Source organism: Yersinia kristensenii (assembly GCF_900460525.1).
In the GTDB taxonomy this organism is placed as follows: Bacteria; Pseudomonadota; Gammaproteobacteria; order Enterobacterales; family Enterobacteriaceae; genus Yersinia; species Yersinia kristensenii.
The window spans coordinates 2,322,156-2,347,521 of record NZ_UHIY01000001.1; the positions used below are offsets into that span (position 1 = coordinate 2,322,156).

A 25,366-nucleotide genomic window follows, 5' to 3' on the forward strand; every position below is an offset into this window, starting at 1 on the left:
AGGTAAGTGACTGGGGTGAATGAAAGCAGCCAACGTACATGCAGCTTGAAGTATGACGGGTATAAACACAGTTATTCAGAGTACTCTCATGAAGCAACTGACTATTCTTGGTTCTACAGGTTCCATCGGCAACAGCACTCTGGGTGTTGTGCGCGCTAATCCCGAATTATTCAAAATCACCGCATTGGTTGCTGGTCGCAATGTTGATCAGATGGCCCAGCAATGTCTTGAATTCACTCCCCGTTATGCAGCTATGTCCGATGAAACTTCGGCTAAAGCATTGCGCCGGTTATTGGCAGAAAACGGTTCAAGAACAGAAGTTTACTCCGGCGAAAAAGCCGCGTGTGAGCTGGCGGCTATCGGCGATGTTGATCAGGTGATGGCGGCGATTGTCGGCGTTGCAGGGTTGCCCTCAACACTGGCGGCTATCCGCGCAGGGAAACAAGTATTACTGGCCAACAAAGAGTCACTAATTACTTGTGGCAAGCTCTTTATGGATGAAGTGAAGCACAGCCGTGCACAACTGTTACCCATCGACAGTGAACATAATGCTATTTTTCAGAGTTTACCTGAAAGGGTTCAGTCTCAATTAGGCTATTCTTCATTAAGTGAGAATGGTGTTTCCCGCATTATCTTAACGGGTTCTGGTGGCCCACTACGTGAAACTCCATTAGCACAATTTGCAGATGTCACCCCAGATCAAGCTTGTGCACATCCAAACTGGTCTATGGGGCGCAAGATTTCGGTCGACTCAGCGACAATGATGAACAAAGGGCTGGAGTATATCGAAGCGCGGTGGTTATTTAATGCTAGCGCAGAACAGGTGGAAGTTATTTTACACCCTCAATCTGTCATTCATTCAATGGTGCGCTACCATGATGGCAGTGTATTGGCGCAGATGGGTACACCAGATATGCGTACTCCCATTGCACATGCGATGGCCTATCCAATGCGAGTGAGTTCCGGCGTTGCACCACTGGATTTCTGCAAGATCCGCGAGCTTACCTTTGCAGAGCCAGATTATCAGCGTTATCCGTGCTTGAAGTTGGCTATCGATGCATCAAATACAGGGCAAGCCGCCACTACCGCTCTGAATGCAGCCAACGAAATTTCTGTCATGGCATTCTTGGATTCGCAAATTCGTTTCACTGATATTGCAGTGATTAATCGTACTGTTGTGGAGCAGTTATCATTACCAGAACCAGCCAGTGTGGATGAGGTGTTGGTGATTGACCGTAAAGCCCGCGATATGGCGGTTCAAGTAATAGCGAAATTGAATAATTAAAAGCCTTATTGGCTGATGTGGGAATTTGTTAGGACAAGGCTGAGATGATATAGTCTGCACCGTCAATGGGTAGATAGACTGTTGATTAGTGGCCCAATAGGTATTTAAACCGTCTATTTTGGCTGTCACTGAAGAAGCCGTGACTTGGTACACGGCTTTTTTTGTGCGCTTGCTGCCTAATGTTCGGGATGGACAATTGATTTATTGAGGAAATGAGTTCGCATTATGTCGTCTGTAAATGAAGATAGGGCTAACTTGTCCCCCCTGACCCCACGCCATGTTGCTATCATTATGGATGGTAATGGGCGTTGGGCAAAAAAACAGGGTAAATTAAGGGTCTTCGGTCATAAAGCGGGAGTGAAATCAGTTCGCAGAGCGGTCAGTTTTGCTGCTACTCATCAGTTGGATGCACTCACGCTTTATGCTTTTAGCAGTGAAAACTGGAACCGCCCTGCCCAAGAAGTCACCGCATTAATGGAACTTTTTGTTCATGCGCTGGACAGCGAAGTAAAAAGTCTGCATAAACATAAAGTTCGTTTATCTGTTATTGGTGATATTAGTCGCTTTAGTGAACGTTTGCAGAAACGGATCCGTCGCTCAGAAGAGTTAACGGCAAATAATGACGGTCTGAGACTTAACATTGCTGCCAATTATGGTGGCCGTTGGGATATTATTCAGGGAGTGCGTCACTTAGCTGAGCAGGTACAGCGAGGGGAGTTGCAACCCACAGATATCTGTGAAAAATCGCTAAACTCGCATATCTGCCTTCATGAGCAATCTGAGGTAGATTTAGTGATCAGAACCGGTGGTGAACATCGCATCAGTAATTTCTTGTTGTGGCAAATCGCCTATGCTGAGCTTTACTTTACTGATGTACTCTGGCCTGATTTTGATGAACATGTCTTTGAAGGTGCGCTGAATGCATTTGCACAACGAGAGCGTCGCTTCGGGGGAACTACACCTATCGATGCAACTGCATCCTAGGGGGAACTTTTGCTGAAGTATCGTCTCATAACTGCTTTAATCTTGATTCCGGTTGTCATTGGTGCACTGTTCCTGCTTCCGCCGGTTGGTTTTGCTATTGTCACTCTTGTCGTCAGCATGCTTGCTGCTTGGGAATGGGGACAATTAGCCGGGTTTGCCAGTCGTTCTCAGCGTATTTGGCTAGCCATACTGTGTGGCTTTTTACTTGTTCTAATGTTGCTTAGCCTCCCGGCTTACCAACATTCAGCTCATCTTCCACAAGTGAGCGTGCCTCTCTGGCTTTCTATGGGCTGGTGGATCGCTGCATTGCTGTTGGTGCTTACTTACCCACGCTCTGCGGTAGTTTGGCGCGATTCACGTCTGTTGCGTATAGTTTTCGGCATTCTAACCATTGTCCCATTCTTCTGGGGTATGGTCGCACTACGCCAGTATGGCTATGAGCAGGACCATAATATTGGCGCCTGGTGGTTACTGTATGTGATGCTGCTGGTGTGGGGAGCAGATTCTGGCGCCTACATGTTCGGTAAATTGTTCGGTAAACATAAATTAGCGCCTAAAGTCTCACCGGGTAAAACGTGGGAAGGATTAATTGGCGGTTTACTGACATCAGCTCTGATATCATGGTTGTTTGGTCGATATGCTCCGTTGGATATCATTCCCGAAAAACTGTTAATCTGTTCCGTGGTCGCTGCATTGGCCTCGGTACTCGGCGATTTGACCGAAAGTATGTTTAAACGTGAAGCGGGAATCAAAGACAGTGGTCATTTGATTCCTGGTCATGGTGGGATACTGGATCGTATCGATAGCCTGACCGCAGCTGTGCCGGTATTTGCCTGCTTAATGCTGTTAGTGTTTTAATCCGTCACTGACGGGGAGTTTAGGGAATATGATGAGCATACTCTGGAGCCTGGCCGCGTTTATTATCGCACTTGGGATCTTAATTACAGTGCATGAGTTTGGCCACTTTTGGGTGGCACGGCGCTGTGGTGTCCGTGTTGAACGCTTTTCAATTGGCTTTGGTAAAGCGTTATGGCGTCGAACTGATCGTCAGGGAACCGAGTATGTTATCGCCCTTATCCCATTGGGCGGCTACGTTAAAATGTTGGATGAGCGCGTAGAAGCGGTTGCTCCGGAGCTCCGTCATCAATCTTTTAACAATAAAACCATTTTACAGCGTGCGGCAATCGTCAGCGCGGGTCCTATTGCTAACTTCCTTTTTGCTATCATTGCTTACTGGCTGGTATTTATCATTGGCGTACCAAGTGTGCGTCCGGTTGTGGGTGATATTTCGCCACAATCCATTGCTGCACAAGCCAATATTTCTCCGGGAATGGAACTTAAGTCGGTAGATGGTATCGAAACGCCTGACTGGGATTCTGTTCGTTTAGCTTTAGTTGGCAAGATTGGTGACAAGCAGACACAAGTCGGTGTTGCTCCATTTGGATCTACTAATGTGGAGCAAAAGACACTGGATTTGCGTCAGTGGCAATTTGAGCCAGATAAACAAGATCCAGTGGTTGCGCTAGGCATTATCCCGCGTGGCCCGCAGATTGAATCCGTCTTGGCAGAAGTCCAACCAGGGTCAGCGGCACAAAAGGCGGGTTTACAAGCAGGGGATAGGGTAGTTAAAGTTAACGGCCAGTTGCTGGATCGTTGGCAATCATTTGTTTTACAAGTTCGAGATAACCCCGGTAAAGCGCTGGTGTTAGATATTGAAAGGGGGGGTACCCCCTTGTCTTTAACCTTGATACCAGATACAAAATCGGTTGGAGAGAACCGCAGTGAAGGTTTTGCGGGTGTAGTGCCGAAAGTTATACCGCTTCCGGATGAATATAAAACGATTCGCCAATATGGCCCGTTCACTGCACTCTACCAAGCTGGGGATAAAACCTGGCAGTTGATGCATTTGACGGTAAGCATGTTGGGTAAACTGATTACTGGTGATGTTAAGCTGAATAACTTGAGTGGCCCGATATCTATTGCACAAGGTGCTGGGGTTTCAGCTGAGTACGGGTTGGTGTATTACCTGATGTTTTTGGCACTGATCAGTGTCAACTTGGGCATTATCAATTTGTTCCCGTTACCGGTGTTAGATGGTGGACATCTGCTCTTCCTGGCGATAGAAAAGCTGAAGGGTGGGCCGGTTTCTGAGCGAGTACAGGACTTCAGTTATCGCATCGGCTCGATTTTGCTGGTGTTATTAATGGGGCTTGCACTTTTCAATGATTTCTCCCGTCTTTAACGGCAGGGGATAGGTTAGGAAGAACGCATAACAACGATGGCGATGAAAAAGTTGCTCATAGCGTCGCTGCTGTTTGGCAGCGCCACCGTATACGGTGCAGACGGGTTCGTAGTGAAAGATATTCATTTCGAAGGCCTGCAACGGGTCGCCGTCGGTGCGGCGTTACTTAATATGCCGGTTCGCGTAGGCGATACCGTCAGTGATGATGACATCGGTCAAACTATCCGTGCGTTGTTTGCTACAGGCAACTTCGAGGACGTTCGCGTCCTGCGCGATGGTGATACGCTGATTGTTCAAGTCAAAGAACGCCCAACGATTGCCAGCATCACTTTCTCCGGTAATAAAGCGGTGAAAGATGACATGCTTAAGCAGAATCTGGAGGCCTCTGGCGTCCGGGTTGGCGAAGCCCTGGACCGTACCACTATATCCAACATTGAAAAAGGACTCGAAGACTTCTACTACAGTGTGGGTAAATACAGCGCTTCAGTGAAGGCTGTTGTTACTCCATTGCCACGTAATCGTGTCGATCTAAAATTGGTCTTTACCGAGGGTGTATCTGCAAAAATTCAGCAGATCAACATCGTAGGTAACCACAGTTTCACAACTGATGAACTTATCTCGCGCTTCCAACTGCGCGATGAAGTGCCATGGTGGAACGTGGTCGGTGATCGTAAATATCAGAAGCAGAAACTGGCTGGTGACCTCGAAACCTTACGCAGTTTCTATCTGGATCGTGGTTATGCCCGATTTAACATTGATTCAACCCAAGTGAGTTTGACGCCAGATAAAAAAGGCATCTATATCACTATCAATATTACTGAAGGTGACCAATACAAGCTTAACAGCGTGGTTGTGAGCGGTAATCTTGCGGGCCATCAATCTGAAGCGGATAAGCTGACCAAGATTGAGCCGGGTGAACTGTTTAACGGCAGTAAAGTGACGCGCATGGAAGAAGACATCAAGAAGATGTTGGGCCGCTATGGCTATGCTTACCCGCGCGTTGTATCTCAGCCTGAAATTAACGATGCTGATAAAACAGTTAAATTGCATATCAATGTAGATGCGGGTAACCGTTTCTATGTCCGTAACGTCCGTTTCGAAGGTAATGACACCAGTAAAGACTCAGTGTTGCGCCGTGAAATGCGTCAAATGGAAGGTGCATGGCTGGGTAATGATCAAGTTGAAGCCGGTAAAGAACGTCTGAACCGTTTAGGCTATTTCGAGACTGTTGATGTTGAAACTCAACGAGTCCCAGGAACGGCTGATCAGGTCGATGTGACTTACAAAGTGAAGGAACGAAACACCGGTAGTCTAAACTTTGGTATCGGTTACGGTACTGAAAGTGGTGTGAGCTTCCAGGTCGGCGTGCAGCAAGATAACTGGTTGGGTACCGGTAACACTGTCGGTATTAACGGCACGAAAAACGACTACCAGACCTATGCTGAGTTTACCTTAACTGACCCATACTTCACCGTTGACGGTGTCAGTTTGGGTGGGCGTATCTTCTATAATGATTTTAAAGCAGATAACGCAGACCTATCCGGTTATACCAACAGCAGTTATGGTGTTGACGGTACGTTAGGCTTCCCAATCAATGAGAATAACTCATTGCGTGTTGGCTTAGGTTACGTCCACAACGACCTGTCTGACATGGAACCGCAAGTTGCGATGTGGCGCTATCTAGAGTCGGTAGGCCAACGTCCTGATTACACCGGGCGTACAGGCTTTACTACTGATGACTTTACGCTGAATCTGGGTTGGACATATAACAACTTGGACCGTGGCTTCTTCCCAACTTCGGGTGTGAAATCCTCGGTGAATACGAAAGTGACTGTACCTGGCTCAGATAATGAGTTCTACAAAGTCACATTCGATACATCAGCATACCAGCCATTAGATGAAGATCGTTCATGGGTGCTGTTGGGCCGTGGTCGCTTGGGTTACGGCGGCGGCATCGGTTCGAAAGAAATGCCATTCTACGAGAACTTCTATGCCGGTGGTGCCAGCTCTGTCCGTGGTTTCCGTTCTAATAACATTGGTCCCAAAGCGGCATACTATGGCAATAATGGGACTACAGTTAGTAACTCTACCGATGCGGTAGGGGGGAACGCCATGGCGGTGGCCAGTCTAGAACTGATTACACCGACGCCGTTCATTAGTGAGAAATACTCAAATTCTGTACGTACTTCAGTCTTTATTGACTCAGGTACCGTATGGGATACCAATTGGGAAAATACCGCAGAAACACGAGCGGCAGGTATTCCTGATTATAGTAAAGCTAGCAATATTCGTGTCTCTGCCGGTGTGGCACTACAATGGATGTCTCCATTAGGGCCTCTAGTGTTCTCATATGCTAAACCGGTTAAAGATTACGAAGGCGATAAGTCAGAGCAATTCCAGTTTAACATCGGTAAAACTTGGTAATTGATTGGCAAAGTAACATTGAATTTTAAAGACAGCACTGGTAGTTGAAATAACCTAAAGTTGCGTCGGCTTAGGCTGGCGCGCTCTTAGGAATTATTCAGTATTAAGTGCACTTCAAGGTGTCTCTGACACAAACAGGTAATGGTAAGGAGTTTATAGTGAAAAAGTGGTTGTGTGCCGCAGGTCTTGGTTTAGCATTGGCAGCTTCTGCCAGCGTTCAAGCCGCAGACAAAATTGCTATTGTTAACGTTTCCAGCATTTTCCAACAATTACCTGCGCGTGAAACCGTAGCTAAACAGCTGGAGAATGAATTCAAAGGCCGTGCAACCGAACTGCAAGGAATGGAGCGCGATCTGCAGACTAAAATGCAGAAACTGCAACGTGACGGTTCTACTATGAAAGCCAGTGATCGTACTAAGCTGGAAAGCGACGTAATGAAACAGCGTGAAACTTTCTCTACTAAAGCCCAGGCTTTTGAGCAAGATAATCGCCGTCGTCAGATGGAAGAGCGTAACAAAATTCTGAGCCGTATTCAGGATGCTGTTAAATCTGTCGCCAGCAAAGGTGGTTATGACGTAGTGATTGATGCAAATGCTGTTGCATATGCAGATCCTTCTAAAGATATCACTGCTGACGTGCTGAAACAGGTTAAATAAAACATGCTTTCAATTCGACTGGCTGATTTAGCCCAGCAGTTGGATGCACAGGTGCACGGTGATGGCTCTCTTGTCATCACCGGCATCGCTTCTATGCATTCTGCCGAGCCTTCGCAAATCACATTTTTGTCAAACAGCCGTTATCAGGAGCAACTCGCAACTTGCAATGCAGGTGCGGTGGTGTTGACTGAGGCTGACTTACCTTTCTGTAAATCTGCGGCATTGGTGGTTAAAAATCCGTATTTAACCTATGCACGCATGGCACAGATAATGGATACCACACCTCAACCTGCGCAAGATATTGCCCCAAGTGCGGTGATTTCTCCACAGGCAACGTTGGGTAAGAACTTATCTATCGGTGCGAATGCAGTGATAGAGTCTGGTGTTGTGTTGGGCGATAACGTGGTTATCGGTGCTGGCTGTTTTATTGGCAAGAATACTCACATTGGTGCTGGTAGCCGTTTGTGGGCCAATGTCTCCGTTTATCATGAAGTTGTTATTGGGCAAAATTGCCTGATTCAATCCGGTACGGTCATTGGTGCAGATGGTTTTGGCTATGCAAATGATCGTGGCAACTGGATAAAAATACCGCAGCTTGGTTCTGTACATATTGGCGACCGTGTTGAGATTGGTGCCTGTACAACAATTGACCGTGGTGCGCTGGATAATACGATTATTGGTAATGGTGTCATCATTGATAACCAATGTCAGATTGCACATAACGTTGTGATTGGCGACAATACTGCGGTTGCGGGTGGTGTTATCATGGCTGGCAGTCTGAAAGTTGGACGCTATTGTATGATTGGCGGCGCAAGTGTGATCAATGGTCATATGGAGATTTGTGACAAAGTCACAATCACCGGAATGGGAATGGTGATGCGCCCAATCACTGAACCTGGGTTATACTCCTCCGGTATTCCGCTACAACCCAATAAAGTGTGGCGCAAAACAGCTGCTTTAGTGATGAATATTGATGGGATAAATAAACGCTTAAAAGCGATTGAGCGTAAAATCGATAAAGAATAATCACTTAAGCCCGAAACTCTGAGCAAATAATCAAACTTATTGGCAATTGATGCCAAAAGTAAGTGTAAAGAGTTCCTAATTTGCGGCCTGCCTAATGCCTCCCTTTTGGGGCAGTGCAGGCCGTGTTGTTGATAGCATCAGTTTTTAGACAGGAAGAGTATTTTGACTACTGACACTCATACTCTGCACATTGAAGAGATTCTGGATCTACTCCCGCACCGTTTTCCATTTTTGCTGGTAGATCGCGTCCTTGATTTTGAGGAAGGGAAATTTCTGCGTGCAGTGAAGAACGTCTCTTTCAACGAGCCATTTTTCCAAGGCCATTTCCCAGGCAAGCCAATCTTCCCTGGTGTGCTGATATTAGAAGCGATGGCACAGGCTACCGGGATTTTGGCGTTTAAGAGCCGCGGTAAACTTGAACCGGGTGAGCTTTATTATTTTGCTGGCATTGATGACGCTCGCTTTAAACGTCCAGTAGTGCCTGGCGATCAAATGATCATGGAAGTTGAGTTTGTTAAAGAACGCCGTGGTCTGACCCGTTTTACGGGGGTTGCGAAAGTTGATGGTGAAATCGTTTGTACGGCAACAATGATGTGTGCTCGTAGCAAACCAGCAACAGCTGTAGTTGCAAAATCTGAAGTTGCAAAGTCTGACGTTAAGGAGTCCTGATACGTGATTGACAAAACCGCCGTTATCCATCCTAGTTCTATCGTCGAAGAAGGTGCAGTTATTGGCGCCGGTGTTCGTATTGGCCCCTTTTGCTTTGTCGGATCCCAGGTGGAAATCGGCGCTGGCACGGAACTGAAATCCCATGTCGTCGTTAATGGAATAACAAAAATCGGCAGTGATAATCAGATTTATCAGTTTGCTTCGATTGGTGAAGCAAATCAGGATCTGAAATATGCTGGCGAGCCTACTCGCGTAGAGATCGGTGACCGCAATCGTATCCGTGAAAGTGTTTCTATCCACCGAGGCACCGTGCAAGGTGGTGGATTAACAAAAGTAGGCAGCGATAATTTACTGATGATTAATGCCCACATTGCCCATGACTGCATCATTGGCAATCGTTGTATTCTTGCAAATAATGCAACATTGGGTGGTCATGTAGAAATCGACGATTTTGCCATTATTGGCGGAATGACTGCTATCCATCAATTCTGCGTGATTGGTGCGCATGTCATGGTGGGCGGTTGTTCTGGTGTAGCTCAGGATGTGCCTCCTTTTGTCATCGCTCAGGGTAACCATGCGACACCATTCGGTATCAATATCGAAGGGTTAAAACGCCGTGGTTTCGACAAAGAATCACTCCATGCTATCCGCAATGCATACAAATTATTGTATCGCAGTGGCCGGACGTTGGATGAAGTGAAACCTGAAATTGCTGAATTGGCGGAACAGCACCCATCAGTTCAAGCATTCATTGATTTCTTTGCTCGTTCGACTCGCGGCATTATTCGCTGACTTATGCAAAATAGCCCATTATCTGTTGATCGGCCGTCAAACGGCGTGCGTCCTTTAACTATAGGTTTAGTCGCCGGTGAAACCTCCGGCGACATCTTAGGTGCAGGATTGATTCGTGCACTGAAAGCTCAGGTTCCTGATGCTCACTTTGTCGGGGTGGCAGGGCCTCTGATGCAAGCTGAAGGATGTGAAGCTTGGTTTGAGATGGAAGAATTAGCGGTGATGGGCGTTGTTGAAGTGTTAGAGCGACTGCCACGGCTACTGAAAATCCGAAAGGAGCTGACTCAACGCTTTAGTGAGCTCTTGCCGGATGTTTTTGTCGGTATCGATGCGCCTGATTTCAATATTACCCTCGAAGGGCGTTTGAAACAGCGTGGTATTCGAACTGTTCATTATGTCAGCCCATCCGTATGGGCTTGGCGACAAAAGCGTGTTTTCAAAATTGGCAAAGCGACCGATATGGTGCTCGCTTTCCTTCCTTTTGAAAAAGCGTTTTACGATCGTTTTAATGTTCCCTGCCGTTTTATCGGCCATACCATGGCTGATACCATGCCATTGGTTCCCGATAAACTCGCGGCAAAAGTCGAGCTTGGCATTGCATCCCAAACACCTTGTCTGGCTTTATTGCCGGGTAGTCGCCATTCTGAAGTAGAAATGCTCAGTGGTGATTTCCTGCGCACCGCGGCTATTTTGAAGCAACAATTGCCCAATCTGGAAGTGCTGGTTCCGCTGGTAAATAGCAAGCGTCGAGAGCAATTCGAGCGAATTAAGGCCGAAATTGCACCTGATCTGTCAGTACATTTGCTTGATGGTAATGCCCGTCTGGCGATGATTGCTGCTGATGCGACGTTGCTGGCTTCCGGTACGGCTGCGCTAGAATGCATGTTGGCCAAGTGCCCAATGGTGGTTGGTTATCGTATGAAACCTTTCACATTCTGGTTGGCTGAGAGGTTGGTTAAGACTCCTTATGTTTCGTTACCCAATTTGTTAGCGGGCGAAGAGCTAGTGACAGAGTTGTTGCAGCAAGAGTGTCAACCGCAGAAGCTCGCAGATGCGCTGCTGCCTTTATTACAAGGTGGAAAGGCGGTTGAGGCTTTAAAAGAGCGCTTCCTGATCTTACATCAGAGCATCCGCTGTGGTGCGGATGAACAGGCGGCACAAGCAGTATTGGAGTTAGCAGGACGATGACTGATATCTTTATTTATCCACCAGCAAACCTAATTGCCGGTGTGGATGAAGTGGGCCGTGGCCCTTTAGTGGGGGCCGTTGTTACCGCTGCAGTTATTCTCGATCCGAAACGGCCCATTGTGGGCTTAGCCGACTCGAAAAAACTGAGTGAAAAGCGCCGTTTATCACTTTATGACGAAATTATAGACAAGGCCTTATCATGGAGCCTTGGTCGCGCTGAGCCAGAAGAAATTGATCATCTAAATATATTGCACGCGACTATGTTGGCAATGCAAAGAGCGGTAGCTGGGCTACACATAGCGCCCGATTATGTCTTGATCGACGGTAACCGGTGTCCAAAATTAGCTATGCCGTCATTGGCTGTAGTGAAAGGTGACAGTCGGGTAGCGGAGATAAGCGCCGCTTCAATTCTGGCCAAAGTAACCCGTGATCGCGAAATGACTGAGCTGGACCTTCAATTTCCCGGATATGGTTTCGCGCAACATAAAGGTTATCCAACCGCTGTCCATTTGGAAAAATTGGCAGCTTTGGGTGCAACTGAACATCATCGGCGCAGTTTTGGCCCAGTTAAGCGTGTGCTGGGTTTAGTGTAAACAGCGACTTGCATCTATAAAATAAAGCAACATCCATAATGTATGGGTATGATTCCTTGGCAATGAATTGCTTGGGATATGATTCAATCCACTAATTTCTGGTATCTGGATATGGCCGAACCTCGTTTTGTCCACCTGCGTGTTCACAGCGATTACTCCATGATCGATGGATTAGCCAAGATTGGACCCTTGGTGAAGAGAGCTGCCGCCTTAGGCATGCCCGCTCTGGCCATTACCGACTTCACCAACCTGTGTGGCTTGGTAAAATTCTACGGTAGCGCTCATGGTGCTGGGATCAAACCCATCATCGGCGCAGACTTCTACGTGCAAAGTGAAATTTTAGGTGATGAATTAGCTCACCTGACTGTTCTTGCACGTAATAATGAAGGTTATCAAAACCTGACTTTGCTGATATCTGAAGCTTATCAACGCGGGTATGGTGCTGCAGGACCTATTATTGACCGTGACTGGTTGATTAAACATAAAGAAGGTCTGATTCTGCTGTCTGGTGGCCGGATGGGGGATGTTGGCAAGTTTATTCTGCGGGGTAATCACACTCAGGTTGATTTGTGCCTTGAGTTTTATCAGGAGCATTTCCCTGGCAGTTATTATCTGGAATTAATTCGGACTGGCCGCCCTGATGAAGAAAACTACCTGCATGCCGCGGTGGCATTAGCCACTGAGCGTGGTTTACCGGTAGTCGCAACCAATGATGTGCGGTTTATCGATGAGTCTGACTTTGACGCCCATGAGATCCGCGTGGCTATTCATGACGGCTTTACATTGGTTGACCCTAAGCGGCCTAAGAATTATAGCCCTCAGCAATTTATGCGCGATGAAGAGCAAATGTGTGAGCTTTTCGCGGATATTCCTGAGGCGCTGATTAACAGTGTTGAAATAGCCAAACGTTGTAATGTGACTATCCGGCTTGGTGAGTATTTCCTACCGCAATTCCCGACCGGCGATATGAGCACAGAAGACTTTCTGGTTGAAAAGTCTAAACAAGGTTTAGAAGAGCGGTTGGAATTCTTATTCCCTGATCCTGAAGTTCGGGCACAAAAACGCCCTGAATATGATGAACGTCTGGAAATTGAACTAAAAGTGATTAACCAGATGGGCTTCCCTGGTTACTTCCTGATTGTAATGGAGTTTATTCAGTGGTCAAAAGATAACGGCGTGCCGGTAGGGCCGGGGCGTGGTTCTGGTGCAGGTTCTCTGGTGGCTTATGCGCTGAAGATTACTGATCTTGATCCACTGGAATTTGACCTGCTGTTCGAACGTTTTCTAAACCCCGAACGTGTATCAATGCCCGACTTCGACGTTGACTTCTGTATGGAAAAACGCGATCTGGTCATTGAACATGTGGCTGAAATGTATGGCCGTGATGCGGTTTCTCAGATAATTACCTTTGGTACCATGGCAGCCAAAGCGGTCATCCGCGATGTGGGCCGGGTCTTAGGCCATCCTTATGGTTTCGTTGACCGCATCTCAAAGTTAGTCCCGCCAGATCCGGGCATGACGTTAGAAAAAGCATTCGCCGCGGAACCGCAACTGCCTGAAATTTATGAGGCAGATGAAGAGGTTAGAGCGCTAATTGACATGGCGCGTAAGTTGGAAGGGGTAACGCGTAACGCCGGTAAACATGCTGGTGGGGTGGTTATCGCGCCAACAAAAATTACCGATTTTGCCCCGCTATACTGCGATGCCGAAGGGAATAACCCGGTTACTCAGTTTGATAAGAATGATGTGGAATATGCCGGGTTGGTGAAGTTCGACTTCCTTGGTTTGCGAACACTCACTATCATTAACTGGGCATTGGAGATGATCAACGCCCGGCGTGCGAAAACCGGGTTAGAGCCGATTGATATTGCCTCTATTCCACTGGATGATAAAAAAAGCTTCGATATGCTGCAACGTTCTGAAACGACGGCGGTATTCCAGCTTGAATCCAGAGGTATGAAGGATCTTATCAAGCGCCTAAAACCTGACTGCTTCGAAGATATGATCGCGTTGGTGGCATTATTCCGCCCCGGTCCATTGCAATCAGGAATGGTTGATAACTTCATTGACCGTAAACATGGTCGCGAAGCAATATCCTATCCTGATATTGAATGGCAGCATGAATCGCTAAAGCCAGTTCTTGAGCCAACCTATGGCATCATTTTATATCAAGAACAGGTTATGCAGATTGCTCAGGTTCTGTCTGGTTATTCACTCGGCGGCGCGGATATGTTGCGGCGTGCGATGGGTAAAAAGAACCCGGAGGAGATGGCGAAACAGCGCTCTATATTTGAAGATGGTGCGAAAAGCCAGGGGGTCGAGGGTGAACTGGCGATTAAGATTTTTGACCTGGTAGAGAAATTTGCGGGTTACGGTTTTAACAAGTCACACTCTGCAGCCTATGCTTTGGTTTCTTACCAAACTTTATGGTTGAAAGCCCATTATCCTGCGGAGTTTATGGCGGCGGTAATGACGGCCGATATGGACAACACCGATAAGGTGGTGGGGCTGGTCGATGAGTGTTGGCGCATGGGGCTGAAAATTCTGCCTCCTGATATCAACAGCGGCCTGTATCATTTCCATGTTAATGATGAGGGCGAAATTGTTTATGGTATCGGCGCAATTAAAGGTGTTGGCGAAGGGCCGATTGAGGCCATGTTGGAAGCCCGTAAAGAGGGCGGCTATTTCAAAGAGTTATTTGATTTATGTGCCAGAGTCGATACTAAAAAACTTAATCGTCGGATTTTAGAAAAGCTTATTATGTCCGGTGCCTTTGACCGTTTGGGGCCGCATCGCGCTGCATTAATGAGTTCACTGGGCGAAGCATTAAAAGCCGCAGACCAACATGCTAAGGCTGAAGCCATTGGTCAGGTTGATATGTTTGGTGTATTAGCCGATGCTCCTGAGCAGGTTGAGCAATCTTATGCTAATGTGCCGCCGTGGCAGGAACAGATTGTTTTAGACGGTGAGCGGGAAACGTTGGGGCTGTATCTGACCGGCCATCCCATCACCCAATATCTTAAGGAAATAGAGCGTTATGCCGGCGGGCTGCGTTTGAAAGATATGCACCCGACGGATCGGGGCAAAATGACCATGGCTGCGGGGTTGGTTATCGCCTCGAGAGTTATGGTGACAAAACGCGGAAATCGTATTGGCATTTGTACATTGGACGACCGTTCTGGGCGTCTTGAAGTCATGCTATTCACCGATGCGTTGGAAAAATATCAGCATTTGTTGGAAAAAGACCGTATCCTGATAGCCACCGGACAGGTCAGCTTTGATGACTTTAGTGGTGGACTTAAAATGACCGCCCGTGAGTTAATGGATATCAGTGAAGCTCGTGAAAAATATGCCCGTGGGCTTGCTATATCGCTGACCGACAGGCAAATTGATGACCAGCTTTTGAACCGTCTCCGTCAGTCGTTGGAACCCCATCGAGCGGGGACGATCCCAGTGCATCTTTATTACCAACGGGAAGATGCTCGTGCCCGGCTGCGGTTTGGAGCCACATGGCGCGTGACGCCCACCGATCGCTTATTGATAGATTTGCGAACGTTGGTAGGTAATGAGCAGGTGGAACTGGAATTTGACTAAAATAGGAATGCTATGAGTCTGAATTTTCTTGATTTTGAACAGCCGATTGCAGAGCTGGAAGCGAAAATTGACTCGCTGACCGCAGTCAGCCGTCAAGACGAAAAATTAGATATTAATCTGGACGAAGAGGTTCAGCGTCTACGTGAGAAAAGTGTCGAGCTGACGCGGAAGATATTCTCGGATCTCGGTGCATGGCAAATTGCCCAATTGGCACGCCATCCTCGTCGTCCTTATACCCTGGATTATATCGCTAATATCTTTACCGATTTCGAAGAGCTGGCCGGTGATCGTGCCTATGCTGACGATAAAGCTATCGTTGGTGGTATTGCTCGTCTGGACGGTCGCCCGGTGATGATCATTGGTCACCAAAAAGGCCGTGAAACCAAAGAGAAGATTCGCCGTAACTTTGGGATGCCAGCACCAGAAGGTTATCGTAAAGCATTGCGTTTGATGGAAATGGCTGAGCGCTTTAAACTGCCCATCATTACTTTCATTGATACACCAGGGGCCTACCCCGGTGTCGGCGCTGAAGAGCGTGGTCAATCTGAAGCCATTGCACGTAATTTGCGCGAAATGTCACGCCTGAATGTGCCAATCGTTTGTACCGTGATTGGTGAAGGGGGTTCCGGCGGTGCATTGGCAATTGGTGTAGGTGATAAAGTGAATATGCTGCAATACAGCACTTATTCTGTTATCTCCCCAGAAGGCTGTGCGTCTATTTTGTGGAAAAGTGCGGATAAAGCGCCTTTAGCCGCAGAAGCCATGGGTATTACCGCCCATCGTTTGAAAGAACTGAAAATGATCGATTCCGTCATTCCTGAGCCTTTAGGGGGAGCGCATCGTGATTACCTGGCGATAGCCGCCTCACTGAAAGCACAGCTTCTGGCTGATCTTAGTGATCTGGATGTTCTGAATGACGAAGAGTTATTAAATCGTCGTTATCAGCGTTTAATGAATTATGGTTATTGCTGATTAATAGTGACCGAAATACTGGTCATCTAAGCTAGATAATGAAATCCGGTACCTATATTGTGTACCGGATTTTTTGTTTGTAAGTCGCCTTGCTAATCTCATTAGATCATCCCCTTATTTATATCCGTTCAGCTTGTAACGATCATTTATCTATAGATAAATAATACTCTTTCAATATCGCAGATGCCGATTGAGTATTTATCTCAAAATAATGTTTAACCTCATAACTTTCAGGTAAAAGATACCCTGTGTTGAATTTTCATGTTGTTATAGATGACTAGTGAACAAATTGAGGATTCACCAATGAATATCATCGCAATCATGGGGCCTATGGGGGTTTACTATAAAGATGAACCCATTCGAGAGTTGAACGATGCTCTGCTCGCCAGAGGTTTTCAGCTAATCTATCCTAAGAGTCACGGTGATCTGCTCAAGCTTATTGAACATAATGCGCGGATTATTGGTGTGATTTTTGATTGGGACCAACACAGTAATGAGCTTTGCGCTGAGATTAATGATCTAAACGAATATCTCCCACTCTATGCATTTATCAATACCACATCGTCACTGGATGTCAGTTTGAATGAAATGCGCATGGCACTTTATTTCTTTGAATATACCCTCAATGCTGCTGAAGATATTGTACAGCATATTGAACAATATACGGCAGAGTATATGGATAGTATTACCCCGCCGTTAACCAAAGCGCTATTTAATTATGTTAAAGAAGGAAAGTATACCTTTTGTACTCCTGGACACATGGCGGGAACAGCTTTTCAAAAAAGCCCAGTGGGGAGTTTGTTCTATGATTTTTTCGGCGCTAATACCCTTAAAGCGGATATTTCAATCTCCGTTACTGAACTGGGATCATTATTAGATCATACCGGGCCACATTTGGAGGCCGAGGAATATATTGCCCGCACATTCAATGCCGAACAGAGTTATATGGTAACCAATGGCACGTCGACGGCAAATAAAATCATTGGTATGTATTCATCACCAGCAGGCAGCACAGTGTTGATTGACCGTAATTGCCATAAGTCTCTGACGCATCTATTGATGATGAGCGATATCATCCCTATTTATTTGTGTCCTGCGCGAAATGCTTATGGCATTTTAGGCGGCATTCCGCAGCGCGAATTTACTAAAACCTCCATTGAGGCAAAAGTTGCGCAGACTAAGAATGCCAGTTGGCCGGTACATGCGGTAATCACCAACTCGACCTACGATGGCTTGCTCTATAATACGGATTATATTAAGCAAACATTGGATGTTCCTTCCATTCATTTTGATTCGGCCTGGGTTCCTTATACCAATTTTCATGAAATTTATGAGGGTAAAAGTGGTATGAGTGGCGAGCGAATTGCAGGAAAAGTATTTTATGAAACGCAATCAACCCATAAATTACTGGCCGCATTCTCTCAGGCATCAATGATTCATATTAAAGGTGATTACAATGAAAGCACCTTTAATGAAGCTTACATGATGCACACCACCACCTCCCCTAATTACGGGATTGTCGCTTCAATGGAGACGGCGGCGGCAATGATGCGTGGCAATCCTGGCCGACGCATGATTTTGCGCTCCATCGAACGGGCTATGCATTTTCGCAAGGAAGTGCGCCGCTTACGCTCAGAAAGTGATAACTGGTTCTTTGATGTTTGGCAGCCGGAAGATATTGACGAAATAGCCTGCTGGCCACTCCAACCGGGGCAAGCGTGGCATGGTTTTAGCTCTGCAGATGCTGATCATATGTATCTTGATCCGATCAAAGTGACAATTCTGACGCCGGGAATGAATCACGAAGGAGCACTTGAAGAGGAAGGGATCCCCGCCGCATTGGTAGCAAAGTTTCTGGATGAACGTGGGATCGTGGTAGAAAAAACCGGCCCCTATAATTTGCTATTCTTATTTAGTATCGGCATTGATAAAACTAAGGCAATGAGTTTATTGCGCGGCCTGACCGACTTTAAGCGCGCTTTTGATCTTAATTTGCGGATTAAAAATATGCTGCCAGATCTGTTTGCTGAAGATCCTGATTTTTATCGCCATATGCGTATTCAGGATCTGGCGGCAGGTATTCATAACATGATCCGCCAACATGATTTACCTCGCCTGATGCGCAAGTCTTTTGATGTACTACCTGAGATGAAACTTACGCCATATGACATGTTCCAACAGCAGATCCGCGGTAATATAGTCGCTTGTGATATGGCTGATTTGATTGGCAAAGTTGTCGCTAATATGATTTTACCTTATCCACCGGGAGTCCCATTAGTCATGCCGGGTGAAACTATCACCGAGGAGAGCCGTGCAGTATTGGATTTCCTGCTGATGCTTTGTGCTATTGGCGCACACTATCCCGGGTTTGAAACGGATATACATGGTGCCAAGCGCGATGATGATGGACGTTACTGGGTCAACATACTCAATACCAATGACTAAATGGGAGTAATACATGCTGGCAATACGTCAGGTTCATCATATTGCGATAATTGGTTCAGATTATCAGGCGAGCAAAAAATTCTACTGTGAAATACTGGGTTTTAGCCTCCTGAGTGAAGTTTATCGTGATGCGCGGGACTCGTGGAAAGCCGATCTGGCATTAAACGGCCAGTATACGATTGAGTTATTCTCATTTCCCTCGCCCGCAGCCCGGCCTAGTCGCCCGGAAGCATGTGGCTTACGGCATTTGGCTTTTCAGGTCGATGATATTGAACTGGCGATACGAGAACTTGACGCGGTTGGTGTGATTTGCGAAGCAGTTCGCATTGATCCCTACACAAGCTCACGTTTTACTTTCTTTAACGATCCAGATGGTTTACCTCTGGAGCTCTATGAACTGACAGCGGAATAAGATGAACGCCACTCCAGCGACACCCAATGTTTTACTCAACCCACTGTTCGCGCAATTTGGTGAACAGCGCCATGTGCTGGTCGGGTTCAGTGGTGGCTTGGATTCCAGCGTACTGTTGCATTTATTGGTTTGCCTGCGTGATAAACTTATTCCTGACTTGATGATTCGCGCCATTCATATTCACCATGGTTTAAACCCCTTGGCAGACACTTGGGTAAGACATTGCCAGCAGCAATGTGAGCAATGGAACATCCCACTTGAAGTGGTGCGAGTCAATATCGACGCCCGCCACACGGGTATTGAAGCAGCGGCTAGAACTGTGCGTTATCAAGCATTTGCCTCACATTTAGCCGCGAATGAAGTATTAGTGACTGCCCAGCATTTAGATGACCAATGTGAAACCTTCTTACTGGCACTCAAACGCGGCAGCGGCCCGGCAGGCCTATCCGCAATGGCGGCTAAAATGCCTTTTGCGCATAGCCAATTATGGCGGCCATTATTGGCATTTTCCCGTGAGACACTTGAGAACTATGCTCAAGTACAGCGATTACAGTGGATTGAAGATGATAGTAATCAGGATGATCGTTTTGATCGTAATTTCCTGCGATTAAGAATCTTACCTTTGCTGACTCAGCGCTGGCCACATTTTGCTCAAGCAGCGGCGCGCAGTGCCAGTTTATGTGCAGAGCAGGAGCAACTGTTGGATGAGTTGCTGGCCGATAATCTGCAACAACTGCAAAATGCTGATGGTGCACTGTCTATCGAGGGGTTATTACTCGCCTCAGAGGTTAAGCGCGCCGCAATATTACGGCGTTGGTTGGCGGGAGGGGGGGCTTTAATGCCATCACAAAGCCAACTGCAACGTTTGTGGTTAGAAGTGGCGATGGCCAGGCAGGATGCCGAGCCTCAATTGATTCTGGGCACTCATCAAGTTCGCCGTTTCAGGCAATACTTGTATCTGCTATCACCACTAGCAGAGATACGAATACCGCATCTCTCTTGGGCTAAAGTTCAGGCCGCACCTGACGGAATGGCAGTTGTGCCCAAGCCTTTGATTTTGCCTGCCAATCTTGGGGTGCTGAGTTTTACGCACGAGGGTGAGCAAGCTATTAAGCCTCCCGCCCTTGGTGAGGAAATAAGCATTCGCTTTGGTTTACAAGGGGATATAAAAATTGTCGGGCGGCAGCATTCACGCCAAAGCAAAAAAATATGGCAAGAGTTAGGCATCCCACCGTGGCAGCGAGAACGTATTCCGTTGCTGTATTTTGGTGAGCAGTTGATTGCTGCGGCGGGGGTTTTTGTCACTCAAGCTGGGCAGGCTCAAGAAAATGAACCGTGCTGGTACCTTCATTGGGCCAAACCGGCATTAAATAATAAGAATAAATAAGATCGTTAATTTTTGAGGAGCAATGATGAAATTAGTCGTTAGTATAGTGGCACTCAGTTTATGTAGTTTTTCGGCACTGGCAAAAAATGATATTGAAGCCGGTCGCGCGAAGTCAGCCAGCTGCGTGGCTTGCCATGGCGCACAGGGTAAAGTTTCAGTGCCTATGTATCCAAACCTTGCTGGGCAAAATGCGATGTATTTAGAGCAATCATTAAAAGCATATAAAAAAGGAGAGCGGACGGGAGGGCAAGCTGGAGTGATGCAGGCTTATGTTACTCCTTTAACCGACGATGATATCTCTGATCTGGCGGCTTATTATGCGAGTTTAAAACCTTGATGCGGTTTGGTTTGCCCTAAATGCAAAACGGGCCACTTTTTGAGTGGCCCGTCGTTATCAAGGTGCTGAATTATGATGCACTTACTACTACAGTCCCGATTTCGGGGTGGCTGAAGCTGGCTATGTGGTCAAGACGTAACTCACGTATTGTCCCTTCTTGCTCGACAATCAGGTATTCGACCTTTTTTCTCAGCAGCAGATCGCAAGCTTTTCCTTCTACGATCTCACCGCCTCTCAACTTCAACGTCAGTATCAGGTGATGTTGGCAGGCGAGTTCCAGATTATCGTAGTCATCACAATTGATGGGTTGATACTCTTCACTCATCGACATAATCGCTCACCAATAAGTTAGCGGCGGCAAAAGCCGCCTGTTCCCTAACGGAGGACGGGAGTGCGTCATTAGCCGCAACTTCGTCCAATGCTTTCAATACACAACCCAGTGCATCTGACACGTAGCCCTGGTCACCACTAGCAATTTGTGCATAAAAACGGCGCACTAATTCACAGTATTGCTGCACAGTAATCCTCCCGGAAAAGTTTAACTCAGTAGATTCTCTGCGGAAACGTCGCGCTGTCAACCTATGAAGATAAACTCTGAACTTATAAGGACTATAGCACAGGAGTGGTAGAGATATTAGAGTCAGAACTAAGCTTTCTTTTTAGTATTGATACAACTAATAACTCTCTTTATACCGGGCTGGCTGCAAACAGACCTAATCAAGTACACTGTCAGCCAGATAATTAAGAGGTCACTCATGGCGCTAAAAGCAACCATCCATAAAGCCGCAGTTAACATCGCAGATATGGATCGTAATTTCTTTCAGGATGTTAACCTGACTATTGCACAACACCCATCTGAAACTGACCAGCGCATGATGTTGCGTTTATTGGCATGGATTTGTCATGCTGATGAGCGTTTGCTGTTTACCAAAGGCTTGAGCGCTGATGATGAGCCAGAAATTTGGCGTCACAATGATCACAATGGCATTGAACTATGGGTTGAATTGGGGCTACCGGAGGAAAAACGGTTGCGTAAAGCCTGTAACCAGTCACAGCAAGTTGTGCTCTATGCTTACAGCGAAAGAGCCGCTAAAGTGTGGTGGCCACAGGTGAAGGAAAAGTTATCGGGGCACCGTAATCTTCGGGTACGCTTCCTGGATGATGAAAAGATGGCAAAGTTGGCTGCACTGTCTCAGCGCAATATGTCATTGCAAGCCACGCTGCAAGAGGGAACTATTTGGCTATCAGATGATCAGAATAATCTGGAAATTAGTTTTGATGAATGGCAAGGCGATGGGCAATAAGTGTGTTGATTATATCCAATAATGTCAGCCTACCCGACAGCGAGGTTGAACTGACGGCTATTCGAGCCCAAGGTGCGGGCGGGCAGCATGTGAATAAAACCTCAACGGCCATCCATTTGCGCTTTGACATTAAGGCGTCAAGCCTGCCAGAGTATTATAAAGAAAGGTTATTATTGCTCAATAGCCATTTGATGACCGCTGAGGGGGTCATCATTATCAAAGCGCAAGAATACCGTAGCCAGGATATGAATCGCGAGGCTGCACAGCAGCGGCTGGTGGCATTAATCCGTCAGGCGATGGTGATAGAAAAACCCCGCCGGGCGACGAAACCGACCAGAGGTTCAAAAATCAGGCGAGTTGAAAGCAAAGTCCGCAAAGGGGCAACAAAAGCGCTGCGCGGTAAAATACATCAGGATTGATGCTGATATCTGACCACATGGTGGCTGTATATGGCCTCATTCCTTATATCGGACACAGTATGGGAGAGTGACTGTGAGTAAATTAACAATAACACTGTTTTTGGCAGTAGGTGCGCTGTCATTATTAGGTTGTAATAATCGGCATCAGCCGGTTGAGCAGGTTTTACAACCGATGCAGCAAAGTTATCAGGGAGTTTTGCCCTGTGCGGATTGCAGCGGCCTGGATACTTCATTGTTCCTCGACAGTGATGGAACTTTTATTTTGAAAGAAGTTTATCTTGGCAGTAAAGATGGCGACCAAGCATTCGCAGAATATGGTCACTGGGCCCGCACGGCGGATAAATTAGTGTTAACTACCGGGCAGGGGGAAAAACGTTATTTCCGGCCTGTTGGTAAAAACCTGGTGATGCTTGATCAACAAGGCCTGCCAATTGTATCCAAGTTGAATTATCAATTAGTACCCAGCGATCAGCCTTTACCTAAAACGCCGATGCCACTCAGCGGTATGTATAAATACTTTGCTGATGCGGCAGTATTTACCGATTGTGCAACGGGCAAAACTTTCCCAGTAGAAAATAATATCACCTTGGAAAAGGGATATTTAAAAACGCGCAAAAATGTGGGGGAGCCAGTATTCCTAACCCTTAATGGCCATTTTGATATTCGGCCGTCAATGGAGGAAGGGCAATCAGATAAAACACTGATCCCGGCAGGCGATATTCAGTTCAATGCCAATAAGAGCTGCGACAGTCAGTAGAGAGTCTCCGTTGCTGCAATAAAAAAGCCGCCAGCTGTTGTTCACACTCTGGCGGCTTTATATTTTTAGCTAATTAGCGTTTGATTTGGCTCAGTAAGAAATCAATGATTTCACTGGTTTTAATCATGTGCTTTTCACCGGCACGGCGGTTTTTGTATTCCACTTCTTCACTGTCGAGATTGCGGTCACCAATAACCACATTGTGTGGCACGCCAATTAATTCCATATCAGCAAACATCACGCCCGGCCGTTCTTTACGATCGTCGAGAATAACGTCAATCCCATGAGCGCGCAGGGTGGTATATAACTCCTCTGCCAGTTCTTTGACGCGGAAAGATTTATGCATATTCATTGGCAAAATAGCGACCTGGAATGGCGCAATAGCATCTGGCCAAATAATACCGCGGTCATCATGATTCTGTTCAATGGCAGCAGCCACTACGCGGGAAACCCCAATACCGTAACAACCCATGGTCATCACTTGGTTGCGGCCATCTTCACCTTGAACCGTGGCTTTCATTGCTTCCGAGTATTTAGTCCCTAACTGGAAGATATGACCCACTTCAATACCGCGTTTGATCAGTAAAGTGCCTTGACCATCTGGGCTGATATCGCCTTCAACCACATTGCGTAGGTCCGCAATGTGTGGCAGCGGCAAATCACGTTCCCAGTTAATGCCAAAGTAATGTTTACCATCGATATTCGCGCCCGCGCCAAAATCACTCATCACAGCGACACTGCGATCAGCGACAACAGGCAATGGCAGATTGACCGGGCCTAATGAACCTGGGCCAGCACCAATAGCGGCGCGAATTTCTTCTTCTGTCGCGAAAGTCAGTGGCTTGGCAACTTGTGGCAATTTTTCAGCTTTAACCTCGTTCAGCTCGTGATCACCACGAACCAGTAGAGCAACCAACTTGTGCCCACTCTCTTCATGAGCATGAACGATTAAGGTTTTTACGGTTTTTTCAATCGGCAGTGTGAACTGCTCGACTAATTCAGCGATGGTTTTTGCATTCGGAGTATCAATGATACGCAGCTCTTCTGCCGCCGCTGCTCGTGGTTCAGCCGGTGCCAGCGCTTCAGCGAATTCAATGTTAGCAGCATAATCAGAACCGGTTGAGAACACGATATCGTCTTCACCACTGTCTGCCAGCACTTGGAACTCGTGGGAGGCACTGCCACCGATTGAGCCAGTATCTGCCAGTACTGCACGGAAATTCAGATCCATGCGGCTGAAAATTTTACTGTATGCGGCATACATTGCGTCATAAGTTTCCTGCAATGATTCCTGAGTGGTATGGAAAGAGTAAGCATCTTTCATCAGGAACTCACGGGCACGCATCACGCCAAAACGTGGGCGAACTTCATCACGGAACTTGGTCTGAATCTGGAAGAAATTCAGTGGTAATTGTTTGTAAGAGTTGATCTCACCGCGAATCAGGTCAGTAATGACTTCTTCATGAGTTGGGCCGAGCACAAAAGGGCGCTCGCCGCGATCAACAAAACGTAACAGCTCAGGGCCGTATTGTTCCCAACGGCCACTCTCTTGCCATAAATCAGCCGGTTGCACGACAGGCATTGAAACTTCGATTGCACCGGCATTATTCATTTCTTCGCGCACGATGTTTTCGACTTTCTTCAATACCCGGACTCCGGTCGGCAACCAGGTATAAAGACCTGAGGCCAGTTTACGGATCATCCCGGCGCGGAGCATCAACTGGTGGCTGATCACTTCAGCATCAGCAGGTGTCTCCTTCAGAGTGGAGAGCAAATATTGGCTAGTACGCATGATGTTTTGGTTCCATTGGCACTGCAACAAGTAGAGGCAGCCAAAAAAGTAAAAAGTAGTTTAGTTTACCAGCGAGTGCGGGTTGTCA

At 46.9% G+C, this 25,366-nt stretch carries 23 protein-coding genes; 20 read left to right on the forward strand and 3 right to left on the reverse strand.

Translation table 11 applies throughout. The features are described 5' to 3' along the window. The first annotated feature begins 88 nt into the window (after window positions 1-88). The 17 genes from ispC (at window position 89) to DX162_RS10695 (ending at window position 21,006) form a co-directional block, all read left to right on the forward strand. Window positions 89-1,285, forward strand: a complete 1,197-nt coding sequence (gene ispC / locus DX162_RS10615) for a 1-deoxy-D-xylulose-5-phosphate reductoisomerase (protein ID WP_004391700.1) — start codon at window positions 89-91, stop codon at window positions 1,283-1,285. Between the two features lie 225 nt (window positions 1,286-1,510). Next, a complete protein-coding gene (gene ispU, locus DX162_RS10620) occupies window positions 1,511-2,269 on the forward strand; it encodes a (2E,6E)-farnesyl-diphosphate-specific ditrans,polycis-undecaprenyl-diphosphate synthase (RefSeq protein WP_004391699.1) in 759 nt (252 codons plus the stop codon). 9 nt (window positions 2,270-2,278) lie between these two features. Next, the gene (gene cdsA / locus DX162_RS10625) at window positions 2,279-3,127 is read left to right on the forward strand and encodes a phosphatidate cytidylyltransferase (protein ID WP_032820363.1); all 849 of its coding nucleotides are present in this window, start codon (window positions 2,279-2,281) and stop codon (window positions 3,125-3,127) included. A gap of 28 nt (window positions 3,128-3,155) precedes the next feature. Continuing rightward, the gene (rseP, locus tag DX162_RS10630; protein WP_049560376.1) at window positions 3,156-4,511 is read left to right on the forward strand and encodes a sigma E protease regulator RseP; all 1,356 of its coding nucleotides are present in this window, start codon (window positions 3,156-3,158) and stop codon (window positions 4,509-4,511) included. Window positions 4,512-4,547: 36 nt separating this feature from the next. Further along, entirely contained in the window at window positions 4,548-6,935 is a 2,388-nt protein-coding gene (gene bamA, locus DX162_RS10635) for an outer membrane protein assembly factor BamA (RefSeq protein WP_004391693.1), read from the forward strand. 158 nt (window positions 6,936-7,093) lie between these two features. Then, window positions 7,094-7,591, forward strand: coding sequence for a molecular chaperone Skp (skp, locus tag DX162_RS10640; protein WP_032820361.1), 498 nt, complete (start codon window positions 7,094-7,096; stop codon window positions 7,589-7,591). A gap of 3 nt (window positions 7,592-7,594) precedes the next feature. Then, window positions 7,595-8,617, forward strand: a complete 1,023-nt coding sequence (lpxD, locus tag DX162_RS10645) for a UDP-3-O-(3-hydroxymyristoyl)glucosamine N-acyltransferase (RefSeq protein WP_004391691.1) — start codon at window positions 7,595-7,597, stop codon at window positions 8,615-8,617. A 162-nt stretch (window positions 8,618-8,779) separates the two neighbouring features. Further along, window positions 8,780-9,286 (forward strand): 3-hydroxyacyl-ACP dehydratase FabZ, encoded by a 507-nt coding sequence (fabZ, locus tag DX162_RS10650; protein WP_038631264.1) that lies wholly within the window; start codon window positions 8,780-8,782, stop codon window positions 9,284-9,286. 3 nt (window positions 9,287-9,289) lie between these two features. After that, window positions 9,290-10,078 carry an acyl-ACP--UDP-N-acetylglucosamine O-acyltransferase gene (gene lpxA, locus DX162_RS10655; protein ID WP_004391689.1) on the forward strand — a complete coding sequence of 263 codons (789 nt, stop codon included), beginning with the start codon at window positions 9,290-9,292 and terminating at the stop codon, window positions 10,076-10,078. Window positions 10,079-10,081: 3 nt separating this feature from the next. Further along, window positions 10,082-11,266: a lipid-A-disaccharide synthase gene (gene lpxB, locus DX162_RS10660; RefSeq protein WP_004391688.1), complete on the forward strand. Its 1,185-nt coding sequence runs from the start codon at window positions 10,082-10,084 to the stop codon at window positions 11,264-11,266. Further along, the gene (gene rnhB, locus DX162_RS10665) at window positions 11,263-11,859 is read left to right on the forward strand and encodes a ribonuclease HII (RefSeq protein WP_032820358.1); all 597 of its coding nucleotides are present in this window, start codon (window positions 11,263-11,265) and stop codon (window positions 11,857-11,859) included. Before lpxB ends, rnhB begins: the two co-directional genes overlap by 4 nt. Before the next feature lie 111 nt (window positions 11,860-11,970). Continuing rightward, window positions 11,971-15,453 (forward strand): DNA polymerase III subunit alpha, encoded by a 3,483-nt coding sequence (gene dnaE, locus DX162_RS10670; RefSeq protein ID WP_032820386.1) that lies wholly within the window; start codon window positions 11,971-11,973, stop codon window positions 15,451-15,453. Between the two features lie 12 nt (window positions 15,454-15,465). Next, window positions 15,466-16,425, forward strand: coding sequence for an acetyl-CoA carboxylase carboxyl transferase subunit alpha (gene accA, locus DX162_RS10675; protein ID WP_004391685.1), 960 nt, complete (start codon window positions 15,466-15,468; stop codon window positions 16,423-16,425). A gap of 303 nt (window positions 16,426-16,728) precedes the next feature. Next, window positions 16,729-18,870, forward strand: coding sequence for a lysine decarboxylase LdcC (locus DX162_RS10680; protein WP_032820357.1), 2,142 nt, complete (start codon window positions 16,729-16,731; stop codon window positions 18,868-18,870). A 13-nt stretch (window positions 18,871-18,883) separates the two neighbouring features. Then, a complete protein-coding gene (locus tag DX162_RS10685; RefSeq protein ID WP_004391683.1) occupies window positions 18,884-19,282 on the forward strand; it encodes a VOC family protein in 399 nt (132 codons plus the stop codon). Window position 19,283: 1 nt separating this feature from the next. After that, entirely contained in the window at window positions 19,284-20,669 is a 1,386-nt protein-coding gene (gene tilS, locus DX162_RS10690) for a tRNA lysidine(34) synthetase TilS (protein ID WP_004391682.1), read from the forward strand. 22 nt (window positions 20,670-20,691) lie between these two features. Then, window positions 20,692-21,006 (forward strand): c-type cytochrome, encoded by a 315-nt coding sequence (locus DX162_RS10695; protein ID WP_032820355.1) that lies wholly within the window; start codon window positions 20,692-20,694, stop codon window positions 21,004-21,006. A 70-nt stretch (window positions 21,007-21,076) separates the two neighbouring features. Here DX162_RS10695 and rof read toward each other — a convergent pair whose 3' ends face one another. Next, window positions 21,077-21,337: a Rho-binding antiterminator gene (gene rof / locus DX162_RS10700; RefSeq protein ID WP_032820353.1), complete on the reverse strand. Its 261-nt coding sequence runs from the start codon at window positions 21,335-21,337 to the stop codon at window positions 21,077-21,079. Next, window positions 21,324-21,524: a YaeP family protein gene (locus tag DX162_RS10705; RefSeq protein ID WP_004391680.1), complete on the reverse strand. Its 201-nt coding sequence runs from the start codon at window positions 21,522-21,524 to the stop codon at window positions 21,324-21,326. The genes rof and DX162_RS10705 overlap by 14 nt, the downstream gene beginning before the upstream one ends. Window positions 21,525-21,761: 237 nt before the next feature. Here DX162_RS10705 and DX162_RS10710 point away from each other — a divergent pair, with 237 nt between their 5' ends. The 3 genes from DX162_RS10710 (at window position 21,762) to nlpE (ending at window position 23,486) form a co-directional block, all read left to right on the forward strand. Continuing rightward, on the forward strand, window positions 21,762-22,310 hold the full coding sequence (locus tag DX162_RS10710) for a YaeQ family protein (RefSeq protein ID WP_004391679.1): 549 nt from the start codon (window positions 21,762-21,764) through the stop codon (window positions 22,308-22,310). 2 nt (window positions 22,311-22,312) lie between these two features. Then, window positions 22,313-22,729: an alternative ribosome rescue aminoacyl-tRNA hydrolase ArfB gene (gene arfB, locus DX162_RS10715; protein ID WP_004391678.1), complete on the forward strand. Its 417-nt coding sequence runs from the start codon at window positions 22,313-22,315 to the stop codon at window positions 22,727-22,729. 73 nt (window positions 22,730-22,802) lie between these two features. Next, window positions 22,803-23,486: an envelope stress response activation lipoprotein NlpE gene (gene nlpE / locus DX162_RS10720; RefSeq protein ID WP_032820351.1), complete on the forward strand. Its 684-nt coding sequence runs from the start codon at window positions 22,803-22,805 to the stop codon at window positions 23,484-23,486. A gap of 73 nt (window positions 23,487-23,559) precedes the next feature. On the opposite strand, the gene proS is transcribed toward nlpE, so the two are convergent. Beyond that, window positions 23,560-25,278, reverse strand: coding sequence for a proline--tRNA ligase (proS, locus tag DX162_RS10725; protein WP_004391676.1), 1,719 nt, complete (start codon window positions 25,276-25,278; stop codon window positions 23,560-23,562). Between the last annotated feature and the right edge of the window lie 88 nt (window positions 25,279-25,366).

Bases quoted from the DNA above. Each gene is read 5' to 3' on its own strand.
- ispC (WP_004391700.1), top strand. From the start codon at position 89: ATGAAGCAACTGACTATTCTTGGTTCTACAGGTTCCATCGGCAACAGC.
- ispU (WP_004391699.1), top strand. From the start codon at position 1,511: ATGTCGTCTGTAAATGAAGATAGGGCTAACTTGTCCCCCCTGACCCCA.
- rseP (WP_049560376.1), top strand. From the start codon at position 3,156: ATGATGAGCATACTCTGGAGCCTGGCCGCGTTTATTATCGCACTTGGG.
- bamA (WP_004391693.1), top strand. From the start codon at position 4,548: ATGGCGATGAAAAAGTTGCTCATAGCGTCGCTGCTGTTTGGCAGCGCC.
- lpxD (WP_004391691.1), top strand. From the start codon at position 7,595: ATGCTTTCAATTCGACTGGCTGATTTAGCCCAGCAGTTGGATGCACAG.
- lpxB (WP_004391688.1), top strand. From the start codon at position 10,082: ATGCAAAATAGCCCATTATCTGTTGATCGGCCGTCAAACGGCGTGCGT.
- rnhB (WP_032820358.1), top strand. From the start codon at position 11,263: ATGACTGATATCTTTATTTATCCACCAGCAAACCTAATTGCCGGTGTG.
- dnaE (WP_032820386.1), top strand. From the start codon at position 11,971: ATGGCCGAACCTCGTTTTGTCCACCTGCGTGTTCACAGCGATTACTCC.
- accA (WP_004391685.1), top strand. From the start codon at position 15,466: ATGAGTCTGAATTTTCTTGATTTTGAACAGCCGATTGCAGAGCTGGAA.
- DX162_RS10680 (WP_032820357.1), top strand. From the start codon at position 16,729: ATGAATATCATCGCAATCATGGGGCCTATGGGGGTTTACTATAAAGAT.
- DX162_RS10685 (WP_004391683.1), top strand. From the start codon at position 18,884: ATGCTGGCAATACGTCAGGTTCATCATATTGCGATAATTGGTTCAGAT.
- tilS (WP_004391682.1), top strand. From the start codon at position 19,284: ATGAACGCCACTCCAGCGACACCCAATGTTTTACTCAACCCACTGTTC.
- DX162_RS10695 (WP_032820355.1), top strand. From the start codon at position 20,692: ATGATGAAATTAGTCGTTAGTATAGTGGCACTCAGTTTATGTAGTTTT.
- rof (WP_032820353.1), bottom strand. From the start codon at position 21,337: ATGTCGATGAGTGAAGAGTATCAACCCATCAATTGTGATGACTACGAT.
- DX162_RS10710 (WP_004391679.1), top strand. From the start codon at position 21,762: ATGGCGCTAAAAGCAACCATCCATAAAGCCGCAGTTAACATCGCAGAT.
- proS (WP_004391676.1), bottom strand. From the start codon at position 25,278: ATGCGTACTAGCCAATATTTGCTCTCCACTCTGAAGGAGACACCTGCT.